The 18,514-nt window shown below is 57.8% G+C and carries 20 protein-coding genes, 7 tRNA genes and 1 other annotated feature; of the genes, 22 read left to right on the forward strand and 5 right to left on the reverse strand.

What is annotated here, in order from left to right; all coding sequences use genetic code 11:
- Positions 1 to 243: 243 nt before the first annotated feature.
- Positions 244 to 1,647 carry an ATP-binding protein gene (locus tag RAH42_RS03230; RefSeq protein ID WP_317539962.1) on the reverse strand — a complete coding sequence of 468 codons (1,404 nt, stop codon included), beginning with the start codon at positions 1,645 to 1,647 and terminating at the stop codon, positions 244 to 246.
- A 239-nt stretch (positions 1,648 to 1,886) separates the two neighbouring features.
- Here RAH42_RS03230 and RAH42_RS03235 point away from each other — a divergent pair, with 239 nt between their 5' ends.
- Positions 1,887 to 3,305: an S-layer homology domain-containing protein gene (locus RAH42_RS03235; RefSeq protein WP_120373167.1), complete on the forward strand. Its 1,419-nt coding sequence runs from the start codon at positions 1,887 to 1,889 to the stop codon at positions 3,303 to 3,305.
- Positions 3,306 to 4,013: 708 nt separating this feature from the next.
- A complete protein-coding gene (locus RAH42_RS03240) occupies positions 4,014 to 5,405 on the forward strand; it encodes an S-layer homology domain-containing protein (RefSeq protein ID WP_078015580.1) in 1,392 nt (463 codons plus the stop codon).
- A gap of 157 nt (positions 5,406 to 5,562) precedes the next feature.
- On the opposite strand, the gene RAH42_RS03245 is transcribed toward RAH42_RS03240, so the two are convergent.
- Positions 5,563 to 5,820 carry a Txe/YoeB family addiction module toxin gene (locus RAH42_RS03245; RefSeq protein WP_078015579.1) on the reverse strand — a complete coding sequence of 86 codons (258 nt, stop codon included), beginning with the start codon at positions 5,818 to 5,820 and terminating at the stop codon, positions 5,563 to 5,565.
- Between the two features lie 16 nt (positions 5,821 to 5,836).
- A complete protein-coding gene (locus RAH42_RS03250; RefSeq protein ID WP_317539963.1) occupies positions 5,837 to 6,079 on the reverse strand; it encodes a type II toxin-antitoxin system RelB/DinJ family antitoxin in 243 nt (80 codons plus the stop codon).
- Positions 6,080 to 6,361: 282 nt separating this feature from the next.
- Here RAH42_RS03250 and RAH42_RS03255 point away from each other — a divergent pair, with 282 nt between their 5' ends.
- Entirely contained in the window at positions 6,362 to 6,967 is a 606-nt protein-coding gene (locus RAH42_RS03255) for a hypothetical protein (protein WP_078015577.1), read from the forward strand.
- A gap of 154 nt (positions 6,968 to 7,121) precedes the next feature.
- On the opposite strand, the gene RAH42_RS03260 is transcribed toward RAH42_RS03255, so the two are convergent.
- Together RAH42_RS03260 and RAH42_RS03265 are read right to left on the reverse strand one after the other, a co-directional pair.
- On the reverse strand, positions 7,122 to 7,514 hold the full coding sequence (locus RAH42_RS03260) for a type II toxin-antitoxin system death-on-curing family toxin (RefSeq protein ID WP_078015576.1): 393 nt from the start codon (positions 7,512 to 7,514) through the stop codon (positions 7,122 to 7,124).
- A complete protein-coding gene (locus tag RAH42_RS03265) occupies positions 7,495 to 7,656 on the reverse strand; it encodes a hypothetical protein (protein ID WP_009164375.1) in 162 nt (53 codons plus the stop codon). The genes RAH42_RS03260 and RAH42_RS03265 overlap by 20 nt, the downstream gene beginning before the upstream one ends.
- A gap of 295 nt (positions 7,657 to 7,951) precedes the next feature.
- On the opposite strand from RAH42_RS03265, the gene RAH42_RS03270 reads away from it, so the two are divergent.
- The 19 genes from RAH42_RS03270 to RAH42_RS03360 all read left to right on the forward strand — a co-directional run bounded on the left by RAH42_RS03270 (position 7,952) and on the right by RAH42_RS03360 (position 18,502).
- Positions 7,952 to 9,484, forward strand: a complete 1,533-nt coding sequence (locus RAH42_RS03270) for a lipid II flippase MurJ (RefSeq protein ID WP_120373171.1) — start codon at positions 7,952 to 7,954, stop codon at positions 9,482 to 9,484.
- Positions 9,485 to 10,109: 625 nt separating this feature from the next.
- On the forward strand, positions 10,110 to 11,309 hold the full coding sequence (gene tuf, locus RAH42_RS03275; RefSeq protein WP_078017178.1) for an elongation factor Tu: 1,200 nt from the start codon (positions 10,110 to 10,112) through the stop codon (positions 11,307 to 11,309).
- 110 nt (positions 11,310 to 11,419) lie between these two features.
- Positions 11,420 to 11,569 (forward strand): 50S ribosomal protein L33, encoded by a 150-nt coding sequence (rpmG, locus tag RAH42_RS03280; protein WP_078016860.1) that lies wholly within the window; start codon positions 11,420 to 11,422, stop codon positions 11,567 to 11,569.
- 21 nt (positions 11,570 to 11,590) lie between these two features.
- Positions 11,591 to 11,667, forward strand: a tRNA-Trp gene (locus RAH42_RS03285).
- A gap of 41 nt (positions 11,668 to 11,708) precedes the next feature.
- A complete protein-coding gene (secE, locus tag RAH42_RS03290) occupies positions 11,709 to 11,891 on the forward strand; it encodes a preprotein translocase subunit SecE (protein ID WP_078016861.1) in 183 nt (60 codons plus the stop codon).
- Between the two features lie 50 nt (positions 11,892 to 11,941).
- A complete protein-coding gene (nusG, locus tag RAH42_RS03295) occupies positions 11,942 to 12,511 on the forward strand; it encodes a transcription termination/antitermination protein NusG (RefSeq protein WP_317539964.1) in 570 nt (189 codons plus the stop codon).
- 80 nt (positions 12,512 to 12,591) lie between these two features.
- On the forward strand, positions 12,592 to 13,017 hold the full coding sequence (gene rplK, locus RAH42_RS03300; protein WP_078016863.1) for a 50S ribosomal protein L11: 426 nt from the start codon (positions 12,592 to 12,594) through the stop codon (positions 13,015 to 13,017).
- A gap of 59 nt (positions 13,018 to 13,076) precedes the next feature.
- Positions 13,077 to 13,793 (forward strand): 50S ribosomal protein L1, encoded by a 717-nt coding sequence (rplA, locus tag RAH42_RS03305; RefSeq protein WP_078016864.1) that lies wholly within the window; start codon positions 13,077 to 13,079, stop codon positions 13,791 to 13,793.
- A 61-nt stretch (positions 13,794 to 13,854) separates the two neighbouring features.
- Positions 13,855 to 14,019: a sequence feature (ribosomal protein L10 leader region), on the forward strand.
- A 10-nt stretch (positions 14,020 to 14,029) separates the two neighbouring features.
- A complete protein-coding gene (rplJ, locus tag RAH42_RS03310) occupies positions 14,030 to 14,560 on the forward strand; it encodes a 50S ribosomal protein L10 (RefSeq protein ID WP_078016865.1) in 531 nt (176 codons plus the stop codon).
- Positions 14,561 to 14,649: 89 nt separating this feature from the next.
- Positions 14,650 to 15,027: a 50S ribosomal protein L7/L12 gene (gene rplL, locus RAH42_RS03315; protein ID WP_078016866.1), complete on the forward strand. Its 378-nt coding sequence runs from the start codon at positions 14,650 to 14,652 to the stop codon at positions 15,025 to 15,027.
- 102 nt (positions 15,028 to 15,129) lie between these two features.
- A complete protein-coding gene (locus RAH42_RS03320) occupies positions 15,130 to 15,981 on the forward strand; it encodes an amidohydrolase family protein (protein ID WP_296428789.1) in 852 nt (283 codons plus the stop codon).
- Positions 15,982 to 16,077: 96 nt separating this feature from the next.
- Positions 16,078 to 16,152, forward strand: a tRNA-Val gene (locus RAH42_RS03325).
- A 7-nt stretch (positions 16,153 to 16,159) separates the two neighbouring features.
- Positions 16,160 to 16,236, forward strand: a tRNA-Asp gene (locus RAH42_RS03330).
- 6 nt (positions 16,237 to 16,242) lie between these two features.
- Positions 16,243 to 16,318 (forward strand) — tRNA-Phe (locus tag RAH42_RS03335).
- Between the two features lie 6 nt (positions 16,319 to 16,324).
- A tRNA-Gly gene (locus RAH42_RS03340) sits at positions 16,325 to 16,399 on the forward strand.
- A gap of 18 nt (positions 16,400 to 16,417) precedes the next feature.
- Positions 16,418 to 16,491, forward strand: a tRNA-Cys gene (locus tag RAH42_RS03345).
- A gap of 6 nt (positions 16,492 to 16,497) precedes the next feature.
- Positions 16,498 to 16,573, forward strand: a tRNA-Asn gene (locus RAH42_RS03350).
- A gap of 231 nt (positions 16,574 to 16,804) precedes the next feature.
- Positions 16,805 to 17,641, forward strand: a complete 837-nt coding sequence (locus tag RAH42_RS03355) for a transporter substrate-binding domain-containing protein (protein WP_317539965.1) — start codon at positions 16,805 to 16,807, stop codon at positions 17,639 to 17,641.
- Positions 17,642 to 17,683: 42 nt separating this feature from the next.
- Positions 17,684 to 18,502, forward strand: coding sequence for a transporter substrate-binding domain-containing protein (locus RAH42_RS03360; RefSeq protein WP_317539966.1), 819 nt, complete (start codon positions 17,684 to 17,686; stop codon positions 18,500 to 18,502).
- The last annotated feature ends 12 nt before the right edge of the window (positions 18,503 to 18,514 follow it).

Below are 18,514 nucleotides of genomic sequence, written 5' to 3' on the forward strand. Positions count from 1 at the left end.
CAGAGGCGGCTGCTTTCGGGCAGCCGCCTTTTCGCGTTCTCGGAGGAACGGCACGCTTTATATCGAGAATGAGTATAGTTCGGCATTTTAATTGAGAAATAGTGTAAGGTGTTTCATTGAAGATCTGCGCTGGGCGGAGACGCGACGACAAAAAGACAAGGCGGCGCGCCATTTCCGGCGCACTCGCCTTGTCTTTCGTTCAGGAACGTTCTGGAAATTCATTGTTTTGATCAGGAATTGTTGTTACAGATCGATTGCCTGTTCGTTCAGCAGAAAATCCTGCACGCCGAGGTACAGAATGCCTTTTTCGTCATGCCACGGAATGATATTGTCCTTGGTCACAACGATCTTTCTGAAAGAATCGTCGATGCGGTTCAGAGAGTTGATTTCCTGTTCCTTTTTTTGCGGTTCGTCGATATGGAGGGCTGATTGAATGTAATATCTCCGATTCCCCTGGTTTACTACAAAATCCACTTCGAGCTGGATCGTCGCCCTTTTTTCTCCCTTCTCGGTTTTTCTGCGGCTGTTATACTGTACAACGCCGACGTCGACGTTATATCCGCGGCGGATCAGCTCATTGTAAATGATATTCTCCATAATGTGAGTTTCTTCGATCTGCCTGAAATTCAGCCGTGCATTTCTCAGACCAATATCCGTGAAATAGTATTTCAGCGGAGTGGAGAAATACCCCGCGCCTTTGATGTCATACCGCTTGGCGCTGTCCAGAATGTAGGCTTCCCTGAAGTAGTCGAGATAGCCTGCGATCGTGTTATGGGAAACTTTGATCTTTTTTTCCGAACGGAAGCGAGCTTCCAGTTTGGATGGATTCGTCAGCGAGCCGATCGCCGACGAAACGAAATCCAGCAGAATTTCAAGAATTTCCTTGTCGTTCCTGATGTCGTTCCGCTCGATAATGTCTTTGATGTAGGTCTCTTCGAACAAATTCTTCAGATACTGACTCTTTTCTTCCGGCGTTTCCAGAGACAAAAGGTAAGGCATGCCGCCGTACGTGCAGTAATCCCTCCATGCGTCCCCGGTACGGGCGTCGAAGAACGAGGAGGATGACGAAGCCGGAATGGGAGACCTTGAGCGGACCTCTTCATATGCCGGACAGAACTCGGCAAAGGACAGCGGAAACACCCGTATTTCATCGCCTCTGTCCCGGAACTGCGTCAGCACCTCTTTGGAAAGCATTTTGGAGTTGCTGCCGGTGACGTAGACGTCCACGTTTTTGATCTTCATCAGGCCAAGCACCGTGTCGATAAACGTTACTTTTTCATCGGGGGTATCCACGTACGGATTGGGAACCTCCGCGCATAACTGTATCTCGTCAATAAAAACGTAGTGCCGCCGGGACGTGTCCGCAATTTTATCTTTGATATGCGCGTCGAGTTCGAACGGATTTCGGAACCGGATATTTTCGATTTCATCGAGCGGCATTTCGATGATCTGCTCTTTCCGAACGCCGTTTTCCAGCAGATAGTCCTTATAGAGTTCAAAAAGCAGATAAGACTTGCCGCAGCGTCTGATGCCGGTAATAATTTTGACGCGCCCGTTGTCTTTTTTCGGATGAGCGCGTTCAGGTATCGATTTCTTTTGATTCTCATCTTTTTTCCTCCTGCAGACTATTTTTATTCCAAGACGCATTTTTTGTCTGTAGCAATCATATCGGGAATTGGCAAAACGGTCAATCAAATATGATTGATTTTGATTCTACGATTCGCCATCGGCTGCGAAAAATGGTATTATAGTGGCGCGCGGTTCGCGAGCGTGTGGCCGCGCGGTGACGAATGCCGTCGATCGGCCGGTCCGCCGGCCTTTTTCTCCCGTGTCCGCCGTCGCGGCGCAGGAAATTTCCGTCTTTCGAAAAGCGGGGTGAAGCGAAAATGAATATCCGCAGAACTCTTTTGCTTGCGGCGGCGCTCGCGTTGGCGGCGCTTTCCGCCGCGCGCGCCGAGCCGTTCGGCGACGTGCCCGCCGGCCACTGGGCTTATGACGCCGTGGCCGAACTCGGCGCCAAGGGGATCCTCGAAGGCTATCCCGACGGCGCGTTCAAGGGCGGGCGCGCCATGAGCCGCTACGAGATCGCCGTCATGGTGGCCCGCGCGCTGGTCAACGGCGGCGCGAGCGGCGAAGACCGGGCCCGTCTTAACGATCTCGCGGCCGAATTCCGTCCCGAACTGGAAGCCCTCGGCGTGAGGACCGACCGTCTCGACGGCCGTCTGGGCGCCCTCGAAAAGGGGCTGGGCGGCTGGAAGATCGGCGGGACCCTGCGGTTCGATTACAACGCCTGGGACAACGATCTGCCCGGTTCGGGCGCGCTGAGCGACGGCTTTACGTTCGACGAGGCCCGGCTTTACCTGCACCGCGATCTTGGCGGCGGGGTCGGCTTCGACGCGCGTTGGAGCGACGGCACGTTCGACCGTTTTTGGGTGACGGCGGCCGATTTCCTCGGCTGGGGGCTGACCTTCAAGGCCGGACAATTTGCGCTTGACTGGGAAGACGAGGACCGCCTCTATCATGACCGCCACGGGTTCTTCATGGGCTCCGCCTATCGCGGCGCCAGCCTGAAGAAAGATGCCGGCGCCGTGGAGCTGGCGGCGTTCGCCGCCTCGCAGCGCGCCGACGACGGCGATTCGGTTTACGCCGCCAACGCGAGCGACGAACATTACGGCGCCCGCCTCAAGGTCAATCTGGGCGAGCGCGCCTGGCTGAGCCTGAACGGCCTGTGGCGCAACGAGAACGACGCCGGTTTCAACACGTACTGGGCCGGGTTGGGATACGCGCTTTCCGACGGCATCGCCTTCCGCGGCGCTTATTACCGGCAGGATCTGAACGACGGGCTGGCGGACTATTACGGCGTTCCCACGGCGGCCGACGATCCCAAAGCCTGGAAGGTGATTCTCGACCTCGGCCAGGAAAAACTGCGCTTCACCAGCATCTGGCTGGAATACGCCCAGATCGACGCGGGCTTCCGCCTCGACAACGTTCCTTGGTCGTTCAACGACGACGTCGACTGGCCGCGCCGCGGCGCGAGACGCAATTTCTCGCTCGCGGGCGATACCGGCGTGTGGTTCGTGGGCGCGCGTCAGCAGTGGAACGAGCGCTGGAGCACGTTCGAACGGTATGCCCGTTACGACGTCGACAGCCTGTCGCCGGCGCCGCGCGAGTGGACCGTCGGCGTCGGCTACCAATACAGCCCCGGCCTGTATTTTGAACTGGCCTACAACGATCAGGACGGCGCCGTCAACATGAAGGATTACGACAACAAGCAGGTGCGCTTCCGCACCATGCTGAGCTTTTAACCGGCGCGTCAATTGAAGAGGAAAAAGCCGCCGCCGCGCTGAGGAGCGCGACGGCGGCTTTTTTATACTGTTTCTCAATTAAAAGGGTGAACGCAAGGGCGCTGCGAGGGAGATTCGCAAAGCGGGCTGCGCGGGCCGCGCAGCGGTCGAGGCAGTCCTGAGCGGCCGAACTCCCCGCAGCGCCCTGCAAACTATGTTAACGCTTTTTATCAAGAAACGGAATTACGGGAGACGAGCTCTCCGCAGTCCATGGACAAAATACTGAAAAAAATACGGACCAGTCGCTGAAAATTTTTGGTGAAGAATTTTTGCGAAAGGGATTTTTTTGTTCAGGTCATAGAGATAAAATCCATTGTAATTACTTGATTGGATATAAAAAATAGAACATTGTCGAAGTTTTTTGTATTGTTTACGTTGTAAATGCGGACGCTCTGCGGTGAACGTAATAAGATACCAGTAAAATCAACGATCGAAATCTAAAATCGTCGGCGTTGGGCGAGGGGTTGCAAAACAAAAAATTTTTGCTAATATTAAGGCGCGTGCAGGAAGGATCCTGCGACGAAAACAGGATCGCTCGAAAAAAGCTGGGCGAAACGGGCCGAAGAAGAAGCGGCGAGGCAACGAGGAAACTCCCGAAGAGACTTCTCCCCGCTCGCGAAGCCGAATTCGAGAAGCGCGCAAAAAATCGTTCGAGGAGGAGTTTTGAGAATGAGTATGAAGAAAATGCTCGCCGTAGTGGCCGCCGCGTCGCTGGCGGCCGCAGCCGCGCCCGCGTTCGCCGCGAACCCGTTCAGCGACGTGCCGATGAACCACTGGGCGTACGACGCCGTGGAGCAGCTGAGCGCGAAGGGCATCCTGGAAGGTTATCCGAACGGGACGTTCAAGGGCAACCGCGCCATGACGCGCTACGAGATCGCGACGATGGTGGCGCGCATGATGGCCGCGGGCGGCCTGAGCGGCGAAGACCTGGAGAAGCTGAAGGCGCTGGTGGTGGAATTCCAGCCCGAGCTGGAAGCCTTGGGCGTGAAAGTGGACGGCTTCGACAGCCGCCTGAGCGCTCTTGAAAAGGGCGTGGGCGGATGGAAGATCAGCGGACAGATGCGCTTCGACTACAATGCTTGGGATAAGGATGAGGACACAAAAGGCAAAAAGACTGACGGATTCGAGTTCAACCGCGCCCGTCTGTTCCTGCACAAAGATCTGACCGACGGCATCACGTTTGACGCCCGCTGGCACAAGGACACGTTCGACCGCTGGTGGCTTACTGCCCGCGATTTCATGGGCATGGAAGGCCTGACGCTCAAGGGCGGTCAGTTCGAGCTGAACTGGGAAGACGATAACGGCTGGGGCGCGGACAACAGCACGTTCTTCATGGATGACCATTATCGTGGCTTCGATCTGAAGTACAGCCGCGGCATGTTCACCGTCGAGGGTTTTGCTGCTTCCCATAAGGGCGATAATGTCTATACTGCTAACGACAGCAACGAGTACTACGGCGCCCGCCTGAAGTTCGACTTCAGCGAGAAGTTCTGGTTGAGCGTCAATGGTCTGTGGCAGAATGTCGATGACTCCAACTACAAGGCTTACTGGGCTGACCTCGGTTTCAAGTTCATGGAAGGCCTTGAACTGCGCGGTGCTTACTACATGGAAGACATCGCGGCTGACAGTGTGCTTGTTGCTGGCGTCGACGATCCCAAGGCCTGGAGGGCGGCTCTTGTCGTCGATCAGGACGTGCTCAAGTTCACCTCTCTGTGGGTCGAGTATGCCAAGATCGATCAGGGCTTTATCCTTGAAAATAGCCCTTGGAGCTTCAGCGACATCGTCTGGCCCGATCATACGAGCTTCAAGAGCGCTCAGGACACCGACGTTCTCTTTGTCAAAGCCAAACAGAAATGGAACGACAAGTGGAGCACGGTCGAGCGTTACGTCAAGTACGATATGGATACGGTTGGCGATGCCAAAGAGTGGAGCGTTGCCATCGGTTACCAGTACACCCCCAATCTGTACTTCGAACTGGCTTACGCCGACATGGATGGTCGTTGGAACGATCCTAACTACGACAACAACCAGATCCGCTTCCGCACCTACCTCACCTTCTAGTCGAATCTCCGCAAACTCAAAAAGCGGGGCTGCCTCGGCAGCTCCGCTTTTCCTATGCCGGGACGGCGTCGAATTCGGCGCCGTCCCGGCCTGATGCCCGACAATAAATCCGCGCCATTCCGGGGCAGCGCTGCCCCGGAACGGCGCGGATTTATTGTCAGGCATAGTGCGTGCGGCAGGAGATGACGACGATATGATCGTTTTCGACGCGGTAGACGAGCCGGTGCTCGGCGGTGATGCGGCGGCTCCAGTACCTTTGCAGGTCGTATTTCAGCGGTTCCGGTTTGCCGATGCCTTCGTAGGGGTTGCGATCGATGTCTTTCAGCAACTGATTGATGCGCCCGACAATCTTTCGGTCGCGGCTTTGCCACCAGAGATAATCGCCCCACGCTTCATCTGTCCATGTCTTCTGCATGCTCAGTCGACTTCGATCAATTCGTGGGGGTGAGGCGTCCCGCTTCGGCCTGGGCAACGCTGCGGCGCAGGTGCGCCATGTTGGCCGGGGCGTAAAAGGGATCTCTTTCGATCTCGAAGGGGATGCGGTTTTCTCTGAGCATGGCCTTGAAAAAGAGGTTGACGGCGGTGGACGGATTCATGCCGACGTCGGCGCAGAACGCCTCGACTTGCTTTTTGGTGTCCTCGTCGACGCGCACGGACATTGTGGCGAGTGCCATACAGATCACTCCTTTCGAGAAAATTATAACACTTTTTGACCGCAGTGCAATACTACGTAATGCTGTGTATTAGAAATAGGCGTCATTCGAACAGAACATTTTACCGCATCTTTCATGCCGGCTTTCAGTGAGGACGTTGAATTGAAAGTCGGCATGAAAGATGTCCGGAGCATATAGTGTTTCCTTTTTTGTACGTCTCTTGTAGTGTCTTTGACGTGCGGCGTCAACGAATATCCCGACCGGCCGATGAACTGTGTTTCGCGCCATGTCGTTTTTTGTGTTATGCTTACCGAAATGGAAGATGCGGGCGAGGTGAAACGATGGCCGTGCGGCACAAGATTCGCGATTTTTTTTCTGCGACGCGCAGGAGGCGCGCGCCGGGGCGCTGGTTTCGGTGACGGTGGGGGCGCTGTCGAAACCGGTCGGGTATCTGCGCACGCTGATGCTGATGATCCCAAGGCGTGGAAGGTTGCCCTCGACGTCAGCCAGGACGCGCTCAAGTTCACCTCTCTGTGGGTTGAATACGCCAAGTTCGACGAAGGCTTTGTCCTTCAGAATACGCCTTATGCTTTCAATGACGAAGTGTTTGTCGCGCCCGGGGTAAAGGATATGCTGGAAGCCAATCCTGTCCTTCAGGATATGAACGTTATCTTTGTCGGCGCTAAGCAGAAGTGGAACGACAAGTGGCATACCTTTGAGCGTTACGCCAAGTACGACATGGATAAAGTTGGCGATGCTAAGGAGTGGACGGTGGGCGTCGGCTACCAGTACAGCCCCAACCTTCGCTTCGAACTTGCCTATAACGACATCGATGTGAGCGACGATGCCGGGTGGGGTTTCAAGTACGACGACAACCAGATCCGCTTCCGTACGTTCCTTGCTTTCTAGTCGAATCTCCGCAAACGCGAAAAGCGGGGCTGCCTCGGCAGCTCCGCTTTTTTATCCTCCTGCTCCCTATGAAAAGAAGCGCTGGAAGTCTTTTTTCAGCGCTTCTTTACATTATGGGGAATCTTGTGCGCGCTTTTGTGACGCGTCGGAACGTTTAACCTGGTTGGGCGCGCTTGAGAAGCCATTGATAAATGCCTTGAAGATGAAGTTCGCCTCTGGCGATTTCGAGCGCCGTGTTCAAAAATTCGTCGTTGCCGGCTGTAAGCGTATAACCGTTGATCTTTAAAAAGTACGTGCCGAGCAACATTCCCATTCGCTTGTTTCCGTCCTGCAGCGGGTGTCCTTGTATGATGGAGCGAAAAATCACCGCTGCCAAACGGTACACGTCGTCATCGTAGTAGCACGATAAAGCTTCGAGATGAAGAACGTATTCGATAGGTTCTTCATTGATAATGGAGATCGGGTCGTCTGCGTATCGACAACGCAGGGATTCGATCACGTCGTCGATGCTTTCGGGCGAGAGCCACTCAATATTTGGCAAGGGCATCGAGAGCGTCTTTGCGTTCGGTTATAATGCTGTGAAGAATCGCGCGTTTTTCGTCGTCCAGTTTGCTGTCCCGCTGAGCGACGATTCCCGCCTTGTAACGGCGCGAAAGGGTTTTATCGAAGATTTTGTCGGTGGTTGTCATGGGGATTCCTCCTTATCGGCGTTGTGCCTCCGGCTTCGGAAGTCGTTTCGTCGTTTTTGCCGGAAAGCCCCGCCTTATACCTTGGGCTCTGCGGGGTCTTTTCGGATTTTCTTCGTGAAGGGAGACGTCGGGCCTTTGTCTGGGCATGTGACCGTCTCCTTTTTTGTACGTCTATTGTAGTGTCTTTGACGTGCGGCGTCAACGAATATCCCGACCGGCCGATGAACTGTGTTTCGCGCCATGTCGTTTTTTGTGTTATGCTTACTGAAATGGAAGATGCGGGCGAGGTGAAACGATGGCCGTGCGGCACAAGATTCGCGATTTTTTCTGCGGCGCGCAGGAGGCGCGCGCCGGGGCGCTGGTTTCGGTGACGGTGGGGGCGCTGTCGAAACCGGTCGGGTATCTGCGCACGCTGATGCTGGCGTGGCTGTTCGGCGCATCGGCGGGCATGGACGCTTTTTACGTCAGCATGGGGATCCTTTCGCTGCTGTGCCAGATCGTGCAGAATGTGACGGAATCGGCGCTGCTGCCGCGGCTGGTGCGGCAGCAGACGGAGGCGGATGCGGCGGCGCTGATGGCGCGCGTCTTTCGTCTGGCGTTGATCGGCGCGCTGCTGCTGGCGGCGCTGACGGCGGCTTTTTCGTCGCCGCTGGCGGCGTTTTTCGCGCGGCGTTTCGATCCGCCGCGGCTGAAGACGGCTGCCCGAATGCTGGTGATCCTGATCCCTTGGGGGGGCGCGTGGACGCTGATGCCCTTTTTCGAGGTCTGGAACAATTTCAAGGGGAGGTACAGTCTTTCGGTCTCTCTCTCGGCGCTGGGGCATGCGCTGCTGATCCCGGCGATCTGGGCGGCGTCTTTTTTCTGGGGCGTGTACGCCGTGCCGGCGATGTACAGTTTGGTGGTGGCGCTTCTGGCCTGGGGCACGTTCCGGGCCACGGGGGATTTCCCCTGGCGGGCTGCGGGCGCGGCGCGCAAAGAAGCGCTGCGCGAACTGCGCGCGGATTGTCTGCTCTGCGTCGGCATCGTCGGCGCCAGCGGGCTGTATCAGCTGGTGGATCGCTATTTCGCCTCGGGGCTGCCGGCGGGAAACATTTCCGCGCTCAGCTACGCGGGGCTGATCTACACGCTGCCGCAGAGCGTGCTCGCGCCGGCGCTGATGATCTATCTGCATCGCGTCAGCGCGCTGATGGCTTGTCCCGAAACGCCGCAAGCGCAGCTCAAAGCGGTGATGTGCACGGGCTGGCTTTACATGTTTCCGCCGGCGGCGCTGATGTCGGCGCTGAGCCGGCCGCTGGTGAGGATCTTTCTGGGCTACGGCGCCTTCGACGCGGCGGCGGTGGCGCTGACGGCGCCGTGCATGGCCGCGGCGGCGTGGAGTCTGCCGCTGATGCTGTGGGGGCAGTTCTTGTCGCGCTACGCGCAGGCGGCGGGCAGGCTGAAGACGATCCTGTCCGTGAGTTACGGAGCGCTGGCGCTGAACGCGTTTCTGGACTGGATGCTGGCGCCGCGGTGGGGCGCGCCGGGGCTCTGCGTGGCGACGGGGCTGACGTGGGGCGGCTCGGCGCTGGTCTATGCGGCGCTGTTGGCGCCGGGAGCGTTGAAGCACGCGGCCCGCGCGGTGTGGAAGCCGTCGCTCGCCTTCGCGCTGTCGTGCGTGGCGCTCTGGCCGCTGCGGGAAAACGGGATCGCGGCGGTCCTGGCCGGCGGGCTGCTGGCAGCGGCCTACTACCTGGGCGGCGAAAGGCTGGGTTTCTTCGATTCGGTGCCGCCGGTCTGGCGGCCGCGGGCGCTGTTGGCGCTGGCGCTGCGGCGAAAAAGAGGGGAATGAAGGCGGCGGGAAAGAGCCGGTCGCCTTCGATGGTGCGTTCCACGTGGAACATTTTGCATGAAGAGAGCCCGACGGCCGATTCTCCGTCGCGTCCTCCGGACGGTTCGATCGCGATGCGGAAACGCGCCGGCGAAATCCGCCCTCTGTTGTGCCGGGATCGCGGCGCCGCTGTGCGCGGAAAACGGCCCGTTCGTTTTTTTTAATTGATTTATCGGCGATGACGGGAAGGTCAAATTTTGTTGGGCGAGAATCTTTTGCTGTGAAGTGCGCATGAATTTTTAATGAAAGATCAAATATTCTGCCAAAATGATGAATTTAATTCGATCCGCGGGGCGAGGCTTCAGGTGAGACACGCTGTTTTTTTAGATTGGGCCGTGGACAAGACGGGCGCACTTTGATAAAATTCCAGAGAACCTGTTCACTCTTGTATGGACGAGCGAAAAGCAGAACGTTCGTCTGCGGCCTCTCCGCCCGCATCGCGGTGGAGTCGTCTGCTGGAACGGAGAAAGAAGCTGTCGGCGACGGTCCTTTGTGACGCGGTCGCAGGAGAGATGACGCAGGCTTGATTTTCGATAAGCGGCCCCTGCAGGGCCCGAAAATTTTCAGTTTTAGGGAGGCCACATCAATGGCAAAAGAGAAATTTGAGCGCAGCAAGCCCCATCTGAACATCGGAACGATCGGGCACATCGACCACGGCAAGACGACGCTGACGGCGGCGATCTCTCACGTTCTGTCGAAGACAGGCTACGCGGAAGAGACCAAATTCGACCAGATCGACAAAGCGCCGGAAGAGAAAGAACGCGGCATCACCATCAACATCTCCCACATCGAGTACACCACCGACAAACGCCACTACGCCCACATCGACTGCCCCGGGCACGCCGACTACATCAAGAACATGATCACCGGAGCGGCGCAGATGGACGGAGCCATCCTCGTCGTCGCGGCCACCGACGGGCCCATGCCCCAGACCCGCGAACACGTCCTGCTCGCCCGCCAAGTCAACGTCCCCGCGCTGATCGTCTTCATGAACAAAATCGACCTCGTCGACGACCCCGAACTCCTCGACCTCGTGGAAATGGAAGTGCGCGAACTGCTGAGCAAATACGGCTTCCCCGGCGACGACATCCCCATCATCCGCGGCAGCGCGCTGAAAGCGCTGGAAGAAGGGACCGGAGCGCGCGACGACAAGTGGAGCAAACCCATCTGGGACCTCCTTGACGCGTGCGACAGCTACCTCCCCGAACCCGTGCGTGAAATGGACAAACCCTTCCTGATGCCCATCGAAGACGTCTTCACCATCACCGGGCGCGGCACCGTCGTGACCGGGCGAGTCGAACGCGGAGTGATCAAACCCGGCGACGAAGCCGAGATCGTCGGCATCAAAGACACCCGCAAAGTCGTCATCACCAGCTTGGAAATGTTCCGCAAAATGCTCGACGACGCCGAAGCCGGCGACAACGTCGGAGCGCTGCTGCGCGGCATCGACAAGAGCGAAGTCGAACGCGGACAGGTATTGGCGAAACCCGGGAGCATCCAGCCCCACAAGAAATTCAAAGCGGAAGTGTACGTGCTGAAGAAAGAAGAAGGCGGCCGTCACACCCCCTTCTTCAACGGCTACAAACCCCAGTTCTACGTGCGCACCACCGACGTGACCGGCTCCATCAAACTTCCGGACGGAGTGGAAATGGTGATGCCGGGAGACAACAGCACCTTCGAAGTGGACCTGATCGCGCCCGTGGCGATGAACGAAGGCCTTCGTTTCGCCATCCGCGAAGGCGGCCACACCGTCGGCGCCGGCGTCGTCTCCCAGATCCTCGAGTAGATCTCCCTGGGCCTTTTATAAGGAAAGGACTTTGAAAGAAAAAATCCTCCTGCTCTGGCGGCGGGAGGATTTTTCCCGGAATTTTTTTTCACTGAGAGGAGGTGCACGTCATGGCAGACGAGATCGGCCTTACATGCACTGAATGCAAGAACCGCAACTACGTGACCTTCATCAACAAGAAGAACATGAACGGCAAACTTCAGCTGAACAAGTACTGCAAGCACTGCAGAAAACACACCTTGCACAAAGAGAGCAAGTAGTGTATAATCCCTGATTGTCGCAGGTCCGTAGCTCCAATTGGTAGAGCGTCGGTCTCCAAAACCGAGGGTTGAAGGTTCGAATCCTTCCGGGCCTGCCATTATGTTGTGACCAAAACAAAAAGAATAGGGGGCCAAGGTTGTGGATAAGCTCAAAAGCACGCTCCGCGAAGCGCGCGCCGAACTCAACAAGATCACTTGGCCTGGCAAACAGCAAGTCTGGTATTCTACTCTGGTCGTGATCTTTGTAACGCTCCTTGTGGCGACGTATCTCGGAATCGTCGATCTGGTCCTGACGGGAGTTTTTTCAAAGATTCTTGGATAGGATCTTTTTGCCGGGCATCCAATTCCATTGCAGGGAGGTTCAGGGGGCCGATGTTTTTCGGGTCCCTTTTTTACTATGACCGAAAAAAACATGAATGGTTCACTGTCCAGACCTATTCTGGATATGAAAACAAGGTCAAAGCCAACCTGGATCAGCGGATTGCTTCGATGGGCATGGAGAACAAGATCTTCCGCGTTCTCGTGCCGACGGAAGAACGAGTCGTTGTCAAGGATGGAAAGTCGCGACGCATTTCCCACAAGCTCTTCCCCAGTTACGTGCTGGTGGAGATGATCATGGACGAGCAGTCGTGGTATGTCGTGCGTCATACGCCCGGCGTGACGGGGTTCATCGGCGCCGGCAACCATCCGCTGCCGATCACCGACAGCGAGATCGACGAGATCCTCGTCAAGATCGGCGAGAAGGAAGCCGCCCCGGCGCCCAAGGTCGAGATCGACTGCGAGATCGGCGACCGCGTCCGCGTGTCGGCCGGTCCCCTCGCCGGCATGGAGGGCCCCGTGACGGAGATCTCGCCCGGCAAGGGCAAGGTAAAATTCAGCGCCAACGTCTTCGGACACGACACTGAGATCGAAGTGGATTATGCAGAGCTGGAAAAGCTCTGATAAATAAGTCCGCCGCCGTCTCTTGTACGATGGGAGCGGGCTTCACTAAATCTGCGCATTAGCGAGAGGAGTCTTTAAGTATGGCAAAGAAAGTCATTGGCGTGGTCAAACTCCAGCTGCCCGCTGGCAAAGCCACACCTGCGCCGCCCGTGGGACCCGCGCTTGGCCAGTACGGTGTGAACATCATGGAGTTCGTGAAGCAGTTCAACGCGAAAACGGCGTCTCAGCCGGGGATGATCATCCCCGCCGTGCTGACCGTTTACGCGGACAGAAGCTTCTCCTTCATCCTCAAGACACCGCCTGCAAGCGTGCTGATTCGTAAGGCTGCGGGAATCGAAAAAGGATCGGGCGCGCCGAACAAGAGCAAAGTCGCGAAGCTGACGATGGCCCAGGTCATGGAGATCGCCAAGGTCAAGCTGCCCGACATGAACGCCAACGACGTGGACGCCGCCGCCGCGATGGTGGCCGGCACCGCCCGTTCGATGGGCGTCGACGTCACCGAGTAGCCGCCGCAAGGCGTACCGTGGAAGGCGAAAGCCGTCATCACCACAAGGAGGAAAAAACAATGGCAAAAATTGGCAAGAGACGCGCCGAGCTTCTCAAGAAGCTGGAGCCCCTCAAGGCGTACGGCCTCGAAGAGGGCATCGAATTGGCCCTTTCGGCCGCGAACGCGAAGTTCGACGAGAGCGTGGAGATCCACGTCCGTCTGAACGTCGATCCCCGTCAGGCGGATCAGCAGGTGCGCAGCACCGTTGGCCTGCCCAACGGCACCGGCAAGACGAAGCGCGTCGTCGTCCTGACTTCCACCGACAAAAACGTGGAAGCTCAGGAAGCGGGCGCCGATTACGTCGGCAGCACCGATCTGGTCGACAAGATCAAGGGCGGCTGGATGGACTTCGAAGCCGTCGTCGCCACGCCGGAAATGATGAAGTTCATCGGCCCTCTCGGCAAGGTGCTCGGCCCCCGCGGGCTGATGCCCAGCGCCAAAGCCGGTACGGTCACGGCCAACGTCGGCTCGACCGTCAAGGAGATCAAGGCCGGCCGCGTCGAGTACCGCGTCGATAAGTTCGGCATCCTGCACAACGCCATCGGCAAGGCCAGCTTCGGCAAGGACAAGATCCTCGAGAACATCAAGGCCTATTACGCCGCGGTGCTCAAGTCCCGCCCCGTCGCCGTCAAGGGCGCTTACGTGAAGTCCCTGACGTTGTCCACGACCATGGGCGTAGGCGTGCGCATCGACGCCGCCGACGCGGAAAAAATCTGCGCGGCTGCCGCCGAATAAGGTTTCGCCCTTCGTCAACCTCTCGCGCAAGCGAGGGTTGATTTTTTTTATCCCTTCGGGTATAATCCACAACTGTGAACTTAAGACAGTGGGTACCTTCGGGTACAAAGGTTTGCCGCCCACCGAGGTTCGGAATGTAAAACGACTTCATGCTGCGCCGTGCGCGCGTATTGTGGCGTTCAATCTTCCCTGCCTGCGGAGGCGGGGAAGATTTTTATTTGAGGAGGTGAATCGATTTGCCCGCACAGTATAAAGTTGATCAGGTTGCCGAACTGAAAGATCTGTTCAGCGGCGCCGAGGCGATTTTCGTCGCCGAATACCGCGGTCTGACCGTGGCTCAGGCTTCCGCGCTGCGCAAGGCGATCCGCTCTGCCGGCGGCAAGGCGAAAGTGGCCCGTAACCGGCTTGCCGAGATCGCTCTCGACGAAGTGGGACTGGCCAAGGACGTGAAGATGATGAAGGGGCCCAACCTCTACGTCGTCGCCGCCGACAACAGCCCCGCCGTGGCCAAGGCCATCAAGGATTTCAGCGAAGTGAAGGAAAACGCCGCGTTCGTCATCAAGGGCGGCGTGATGGGGAAGGAACTGCTGGACCTCAACAACGTCAAAGCTCTGGCCGCCATGCCCTCCCGCGACGAGCTCATCGCCAAGGCGGTCGGCTCCATCGCCAGCCCGCTCCGCGGCCTCGTTACGGTTCTGTCCGGCCTGCCCCGCGGCCTTGTGACCGCGCTGTCCGCGATCGCCGACAAGAAGAAAGAAGCTGCGTAAAAGCAGCGTGACCGCGCTCCGAGAGCGCACATCCGAGAATCCGGCGGCCTGAGGCCGCCTGAACAAATTTCCCGAGGAGGAAAATTACTATGACCAAAGATGAGATCATTTCCGCGATTGAAAGCATGTCCGTTCTTGACCTGGCCGACCTGGTGAAGGCCCTTGAAGAGAAGTTCGGCGTTTCCGCCGCCGCGCCCGTGATGATGGCCGCGGGCGGCGCCGCTGCCGGCGCTGCCGCTCCCGCCGCCGAGGAGAAGACCGAGTTCGACGTGGTGCTGAAGGAAGTCGGCGCCCAGAAACTCCAGGTCATCAAGGTCGTCCGCGAAGTCACCGGCCTTGGCCTCAAGGACGCCAAGGACTTTGTCGAGAACCCCGGCAAACCGATCAAGGAAGGCCTGTCCAAGGAAGACGCCGAAGCTCTCGTCAAGCAGTTCGAGGGCACCGGCGCGACCGTCGTGCTCGCTTAATCGCCCGATACGAAAAAATGTGCCTGAAAAAGGGGACCCCGTCGCTGGCGGGATCCCCTTTTTTTTGTTATGATGCGGGCGAGACGGCGAGGAGGAATGGTCATGACACCGGTAATCGACGTGCACGTCCACGTGTATCCCGAACAGTTCGTCAGGGATCAGGAGTTGATTTCGAAAAGGGAGCCGCATTTCGATCTGCTCACGCACAACAGGGTCCATAAATGGGGCACGGCGGATCAGCTGATCCGCCGCATGGACGAGACGGGCGTCGAGCAGTCGTGGATCTTCGGCTTCGCGTTCCGCGATCCCGGGCTGTGCGCGATCTGCAACGACTACGTGATCGACGCCGTGCGGCGTTATCCGGGGCGGTTGAAGGGCTTCGCCTCGGTCTCGCCGCTGACGCGGGGGTTTGCCGCCGAGGCGGAGCGCTGCGCCGACGCCGGGCTGATCGGCATCGGCGAGCTGTTTCCGCAGGGGCAGAACTTCGATCTCGGCGACCGGCGCCAGACGTGGCGCCTGGCCGCCGTGCTGGAGGAGCGCCGGCTGCTGCTCAACGTGCATACGGCCGAGCCGGTGGGGCACGACTACGACGGCAAGGGCAACGTCGGGCCCAAGGAAGCCGCGGCGTTCTGCCTGAACCATCCCGGCGTCAGGGTGATCTTCGCCCACTTCGGCGGCGGCCTCTGGCTGTACGAGACCATGCCGGAGATGAAACTTGCGCTCAAAAACGCCCGGTACGACACGGCCGCCTGGCCGTTCCTGTACGACGCGCGCGTGCTCGCCGCGGCGAAGGCCGCCGGCGCGCTGGACAAGATGCTGTACGGCACCGACTGGCCGATCCTGGACCGCGAGCGCTTCGCGTCGCGGCTGCGGGGCTGCGGCCTGGACGAGCGGGAAAAAGAGGCGTTCATGGGCGGCGCGGCGGCGCGTCTGCTGGCTGAAAGAGAGCGCTGAGCGCGCTCGGGCGGCGCGAGGTTTTTGCGAAACCGAACTTGACAGGTCCAAAGCATGATGATAGAATCTTCCTCGTGCTAGCGAGGCGGCATACAGGGGCGGTTAGCTCAGCGGAAGAGCGCCTGCCTTACAAGCAGGTGGTCACAGGTTCGATCCCTGTATCGCCCACCATCCAATAGGGGTTGTAGCTCAGTCGGTTAGAGCGTCGGCCTGTCACGCCGAAGGTCGAGAGTTCGAGTCTCTTCAGCCCCGCCATTGCACGGCGAGATAGCTCAGTTGGTAGAGCAGGGGACTGAAAATCCCCGTGTCCCCAGTCCGATTCTGGGTCTCGCCACCATCCGATGCGGAAGTAGCTCAGGGGTAGAGCACAACCTTGCCAAGGTTGGGGTCGCGGGTTCAAATCCCGTCTTCCGCTCCATTTTGACGTTAAGAGACCGGCGGCATAGCCAAGTGGTAAGGCAGAGGACTGCAAATCCTTTATCCCCAGTTCGAATCTGGGTGCCGCCTCCATAAAATTCCTCGATAGCTCAGTCGGCAGAGCGGGTGACTGTTAATCACTAGGTCGCAGGTTCAAGTCCTGCTCGAGGAGCCAGAATGTTCACGGGCTTTCAGCATAGTCGCGCTGAAAGCCCGTTTTTTTGTTTTTGGCGGCGTGAATGCGGGCGAAAGCCGGACCATCGGCTTTCGCCCGCATTTCCGTATCTTGCCGTCTTTTGTTTTGAAAAGGACCGACATTTCCCACGCCGTCCTTGACACGCCAACGGCTTTAAACTAAAATTCCTGTTAGGAATAAATATCATGAATTAATAAAGGGGAAAAGATCGTGAAAAAAAAGTTCGCTTCAATCGTGTTCGTCATGTTGTTTTCTGTCCTTGGCGTTTCGCTGGAGGCCTTCGCCGCGGAAAACGGCGTGGAGGATCGGGTGATTCGCGTCGCTACGCCCGGCAACTACGCGCCTTTCACTATGTACGAAGAGTTGACTCGAGAATGGTCTGGCTTTGAAATCGAGCTGTGGCGAACGATTGGCGAGAAAATAGGGTATCAGATCCAGTTTATCCACATCGACACGCCGGCCGCCTTCGCCGAGGTGGACTTGGGACGAGCGGATACCGTGGCCAAACAGATCAGCATCACACCGGCCCGCCGGCAGAAATACGACTTCACGCAGCCTTTCTTCTTCAGTCCTTACTGCCTGACTGTGAGGGAAGACAACGACGAGATCGCCTCCTGGAAGGATATGGAAGGCAAGACGCTCGCGCTTCGGGAAGGCAGCGCCATGAACGAGTTTGTGGCGCTGCTCGATCCCGACAATAAAGTGAAGAAGGCCATCTACGAGTCGGGTAACAGCGCGCTGCACGAAACCGCGACGGGGCGCGTGGACGCATATCCGTTCGCGTACCTGATCCTGCCTTACCGTCTGAAGAAGAATCCCGAGCTGAAGCTCAAGTCCGTGGACGTCGACAACCCCATCTACACTGAGGTCAACGCCTATCCGTTCGCCCGTACCGAGCGGGGGCAGGCGCTTCTGAAGCTGACGGACGAGGTTTTGACGGAAATGCTTGCCGACGGCAGCTATTCCGAACTCTGCAAAAAATGGTTCGACCTCGACGTGATGGAGACGAAGCCGGCGAAGGCGTACCGGCAGAAAAACGCGCGGTAAGACCGCCGCTGTTTTATTGTCGTAAGAAAGGAAATGATATCCATGAACAAGAAACTGAGCGCTGTTTTGACGGTCGCTCTTATGACGTTTTTCGGCGCGTCCGCCTTCGCTGCGGAGGATCGGGTGATCCGCGTGGCGTCGCCTGGCACCTATCAGCCGTTTACGATGTATGAGGAACTGACCAAAACGTTGTCGGGCTTTGAGATCGACATGTGGAACGCCATCGGCGCGCGGATCGGATACAAGGTTGATTTTGTGCGCATCGACATGCCCGCCTGCTTTGCGGAAATGGATCTCGGCCATGTGGACACCGTCGCCAAACAGGTCAGCATCACGCCGGCGCGGCAGCAGAAATACGACTTCACGCAGCCGTACTTCTTCAGTCCGTATTCGCTGACGGTGGCCGAATCCAACGACGAAGTCAAAACGTGGAAGGATCTGGAGGGCAAAAGCATCGCCCTGCGCGAAGGCGACGCCATGATCGAGTTTATCGCCGCACGCGATCCTGAGAACAAAGTACGCCGCGCCGTTTACGAGACCAGCGGCAGCATGCTTCAGGACGTTTCCATGGGGCGCGTGACGGCGACACCATATCCGTTCCTGACGCTTCCTTATCATTTGAAGAGAAATCCCGCTTTGAAACTGAAGAGCGTCGATCTCGACAATCCCATCTACACCGAGGTCAACGCCTACCCGTTTGCCCGCACCGAGCGAGGGCAGGCGCTCTTGAAGCTGACGGACGAAGCGCTTTCGCAGATGATCGTCGACGGCAGTCATGCCGAGCTGTGCAAGAAGTGGTTCGGGATGGACGTTATGGAGACGAAGCCGGCGAAGGAATACCGGCAGAAACGCGCGCAGTAAGATTACAGGGAT

Source organism: Pyramidobacter sp. YE332 (assembly GCF_033060595.1).
GTDB lineage: Bacteria > Synergistota > Synergistia > Synergistales > Dethiosulfovibrionaceae > Pyramidobacter.

Excerpts from the sequence above, each read along its gene's own strand:
- RAH42_RS03230 (WP_317539962.1), bottom strand. The coding sequence starts at position 1,647 with ATGCGTCTTGGAATAAAAATAGTCTGCAGGAGGAAAAAAGATGAGAAT.
- RAH42_RS03235 (WP_120373167.1), top strand. The coding sequence starts at position 1,887 with ATGAATATCCGCAGAACTCTTTTGCTTGCGGCGGCGCTCGCGTTGGCG.
- RAH42_RS03240 (WP_078015580.1), top strand. The coding sequence starts at position 4,014 with ATGAGTATGAAGAAAATGCTCGCCGTAGTGGCCGCCGCGTCGCTGGCG.
- RAH42_RS03245 (WP_078015579.1), bottom strand. The coding sequence starts at position 5,820 with ATGCAGAAGACATGGACAGATGAAGCGTGGGGCGATTATCTCTGGTGG.
- RAH42_RS03250 (WP_317539963.1), bottom strand. The coding sequence starts at position 6,079 with ATGGCACTCGCCACAATGTCCGTGCGCGTCGACGAGGACACCAAAAAG.
- RAH42_RS03255 (WP_078015577.1), top strand. The coding sequence starts at position 6,362 with ATGCTTACCGAAATGGAAGATGCGGGCGAGGTGAAACGATGGCCGTGC.
- RAH42_RS03260 (WP_078015576.1), bottom strand. The coding sequence starts at position 7,514 with ATGCCCTTGCCAAATATTGAGTGGCTCTCGCCCGAAAGCATCGACGAC.
- RAH42_RS03265 (WP_009164375.1), bottom strand. The coding sequence starts at position 7,656 with ATGACAACCACCGACAAAATCTTCGATAAAACCCTTTCGCGCCGTTAC.
- RAH42_RS03270 (WP_120373171.1), top strand. The coding sequence starts at position 7,952 with ATGGCCGTGCGGCACAAGATTCGCGATTTTTTCTGCGGCGCGCAGGAG.
- tuf (WP_078017178.1), top strand. The coding sequence starts at position 10,110 with ATGGCAAAAGAGAAATTTGAGCGCAGCAAGCCCCATCTGAACATCGGA.
- rpmG (WP_078016860.1), top strand. The coding sequence starts at position 11,420 with ATGGCAGACGAGATCGGCCTTACATGCACTGAATGCAAGAACCGCAAC.
- nusG (WP_317539964.1), top strand. The coding sequence starts at position 11,942 with ATGTTTTTCGGGTCCCTTTTTTACTATGACCGAAAAAAACATGAATGG.
- rplK (WP_078016863.1), top strand. The coding sequence starts at position 12,592 with ATGGCAAAGAAAGTCATTGGCGTGGTCAAACTCCAGCTGCCCGCTGGC.
- rplA (WP_078016864.1), top strand. The coding sequence starts at position 13,077 with ATGGCAAAAATTGGCAAGAGACGCGCCGAGCTTCTCAAGAAGCTGGAG.
- rplL (WP_078016866.1), top strand. The coding sequence starts at position 14,650 with ATGACCAAAGATGAGATCATTTCCGCGATTGAAAGCATGTCCGTTCTT.
- RAH42_RS03320 (WP_296428789.1), top strand. The coding sequence starts at position 15,130 with ATGACACCGGTAATCGACGTGCACGTCCACGTGTATCCCGAACAGTTC.
- RAH42_RS03360 (WP_317539966.1), top strand. The coding sequence starts at position 17,684 with ATGAACAAGAAACTGAGCGCTGTTTTGACGGTCGCTCTTATGACGTTT.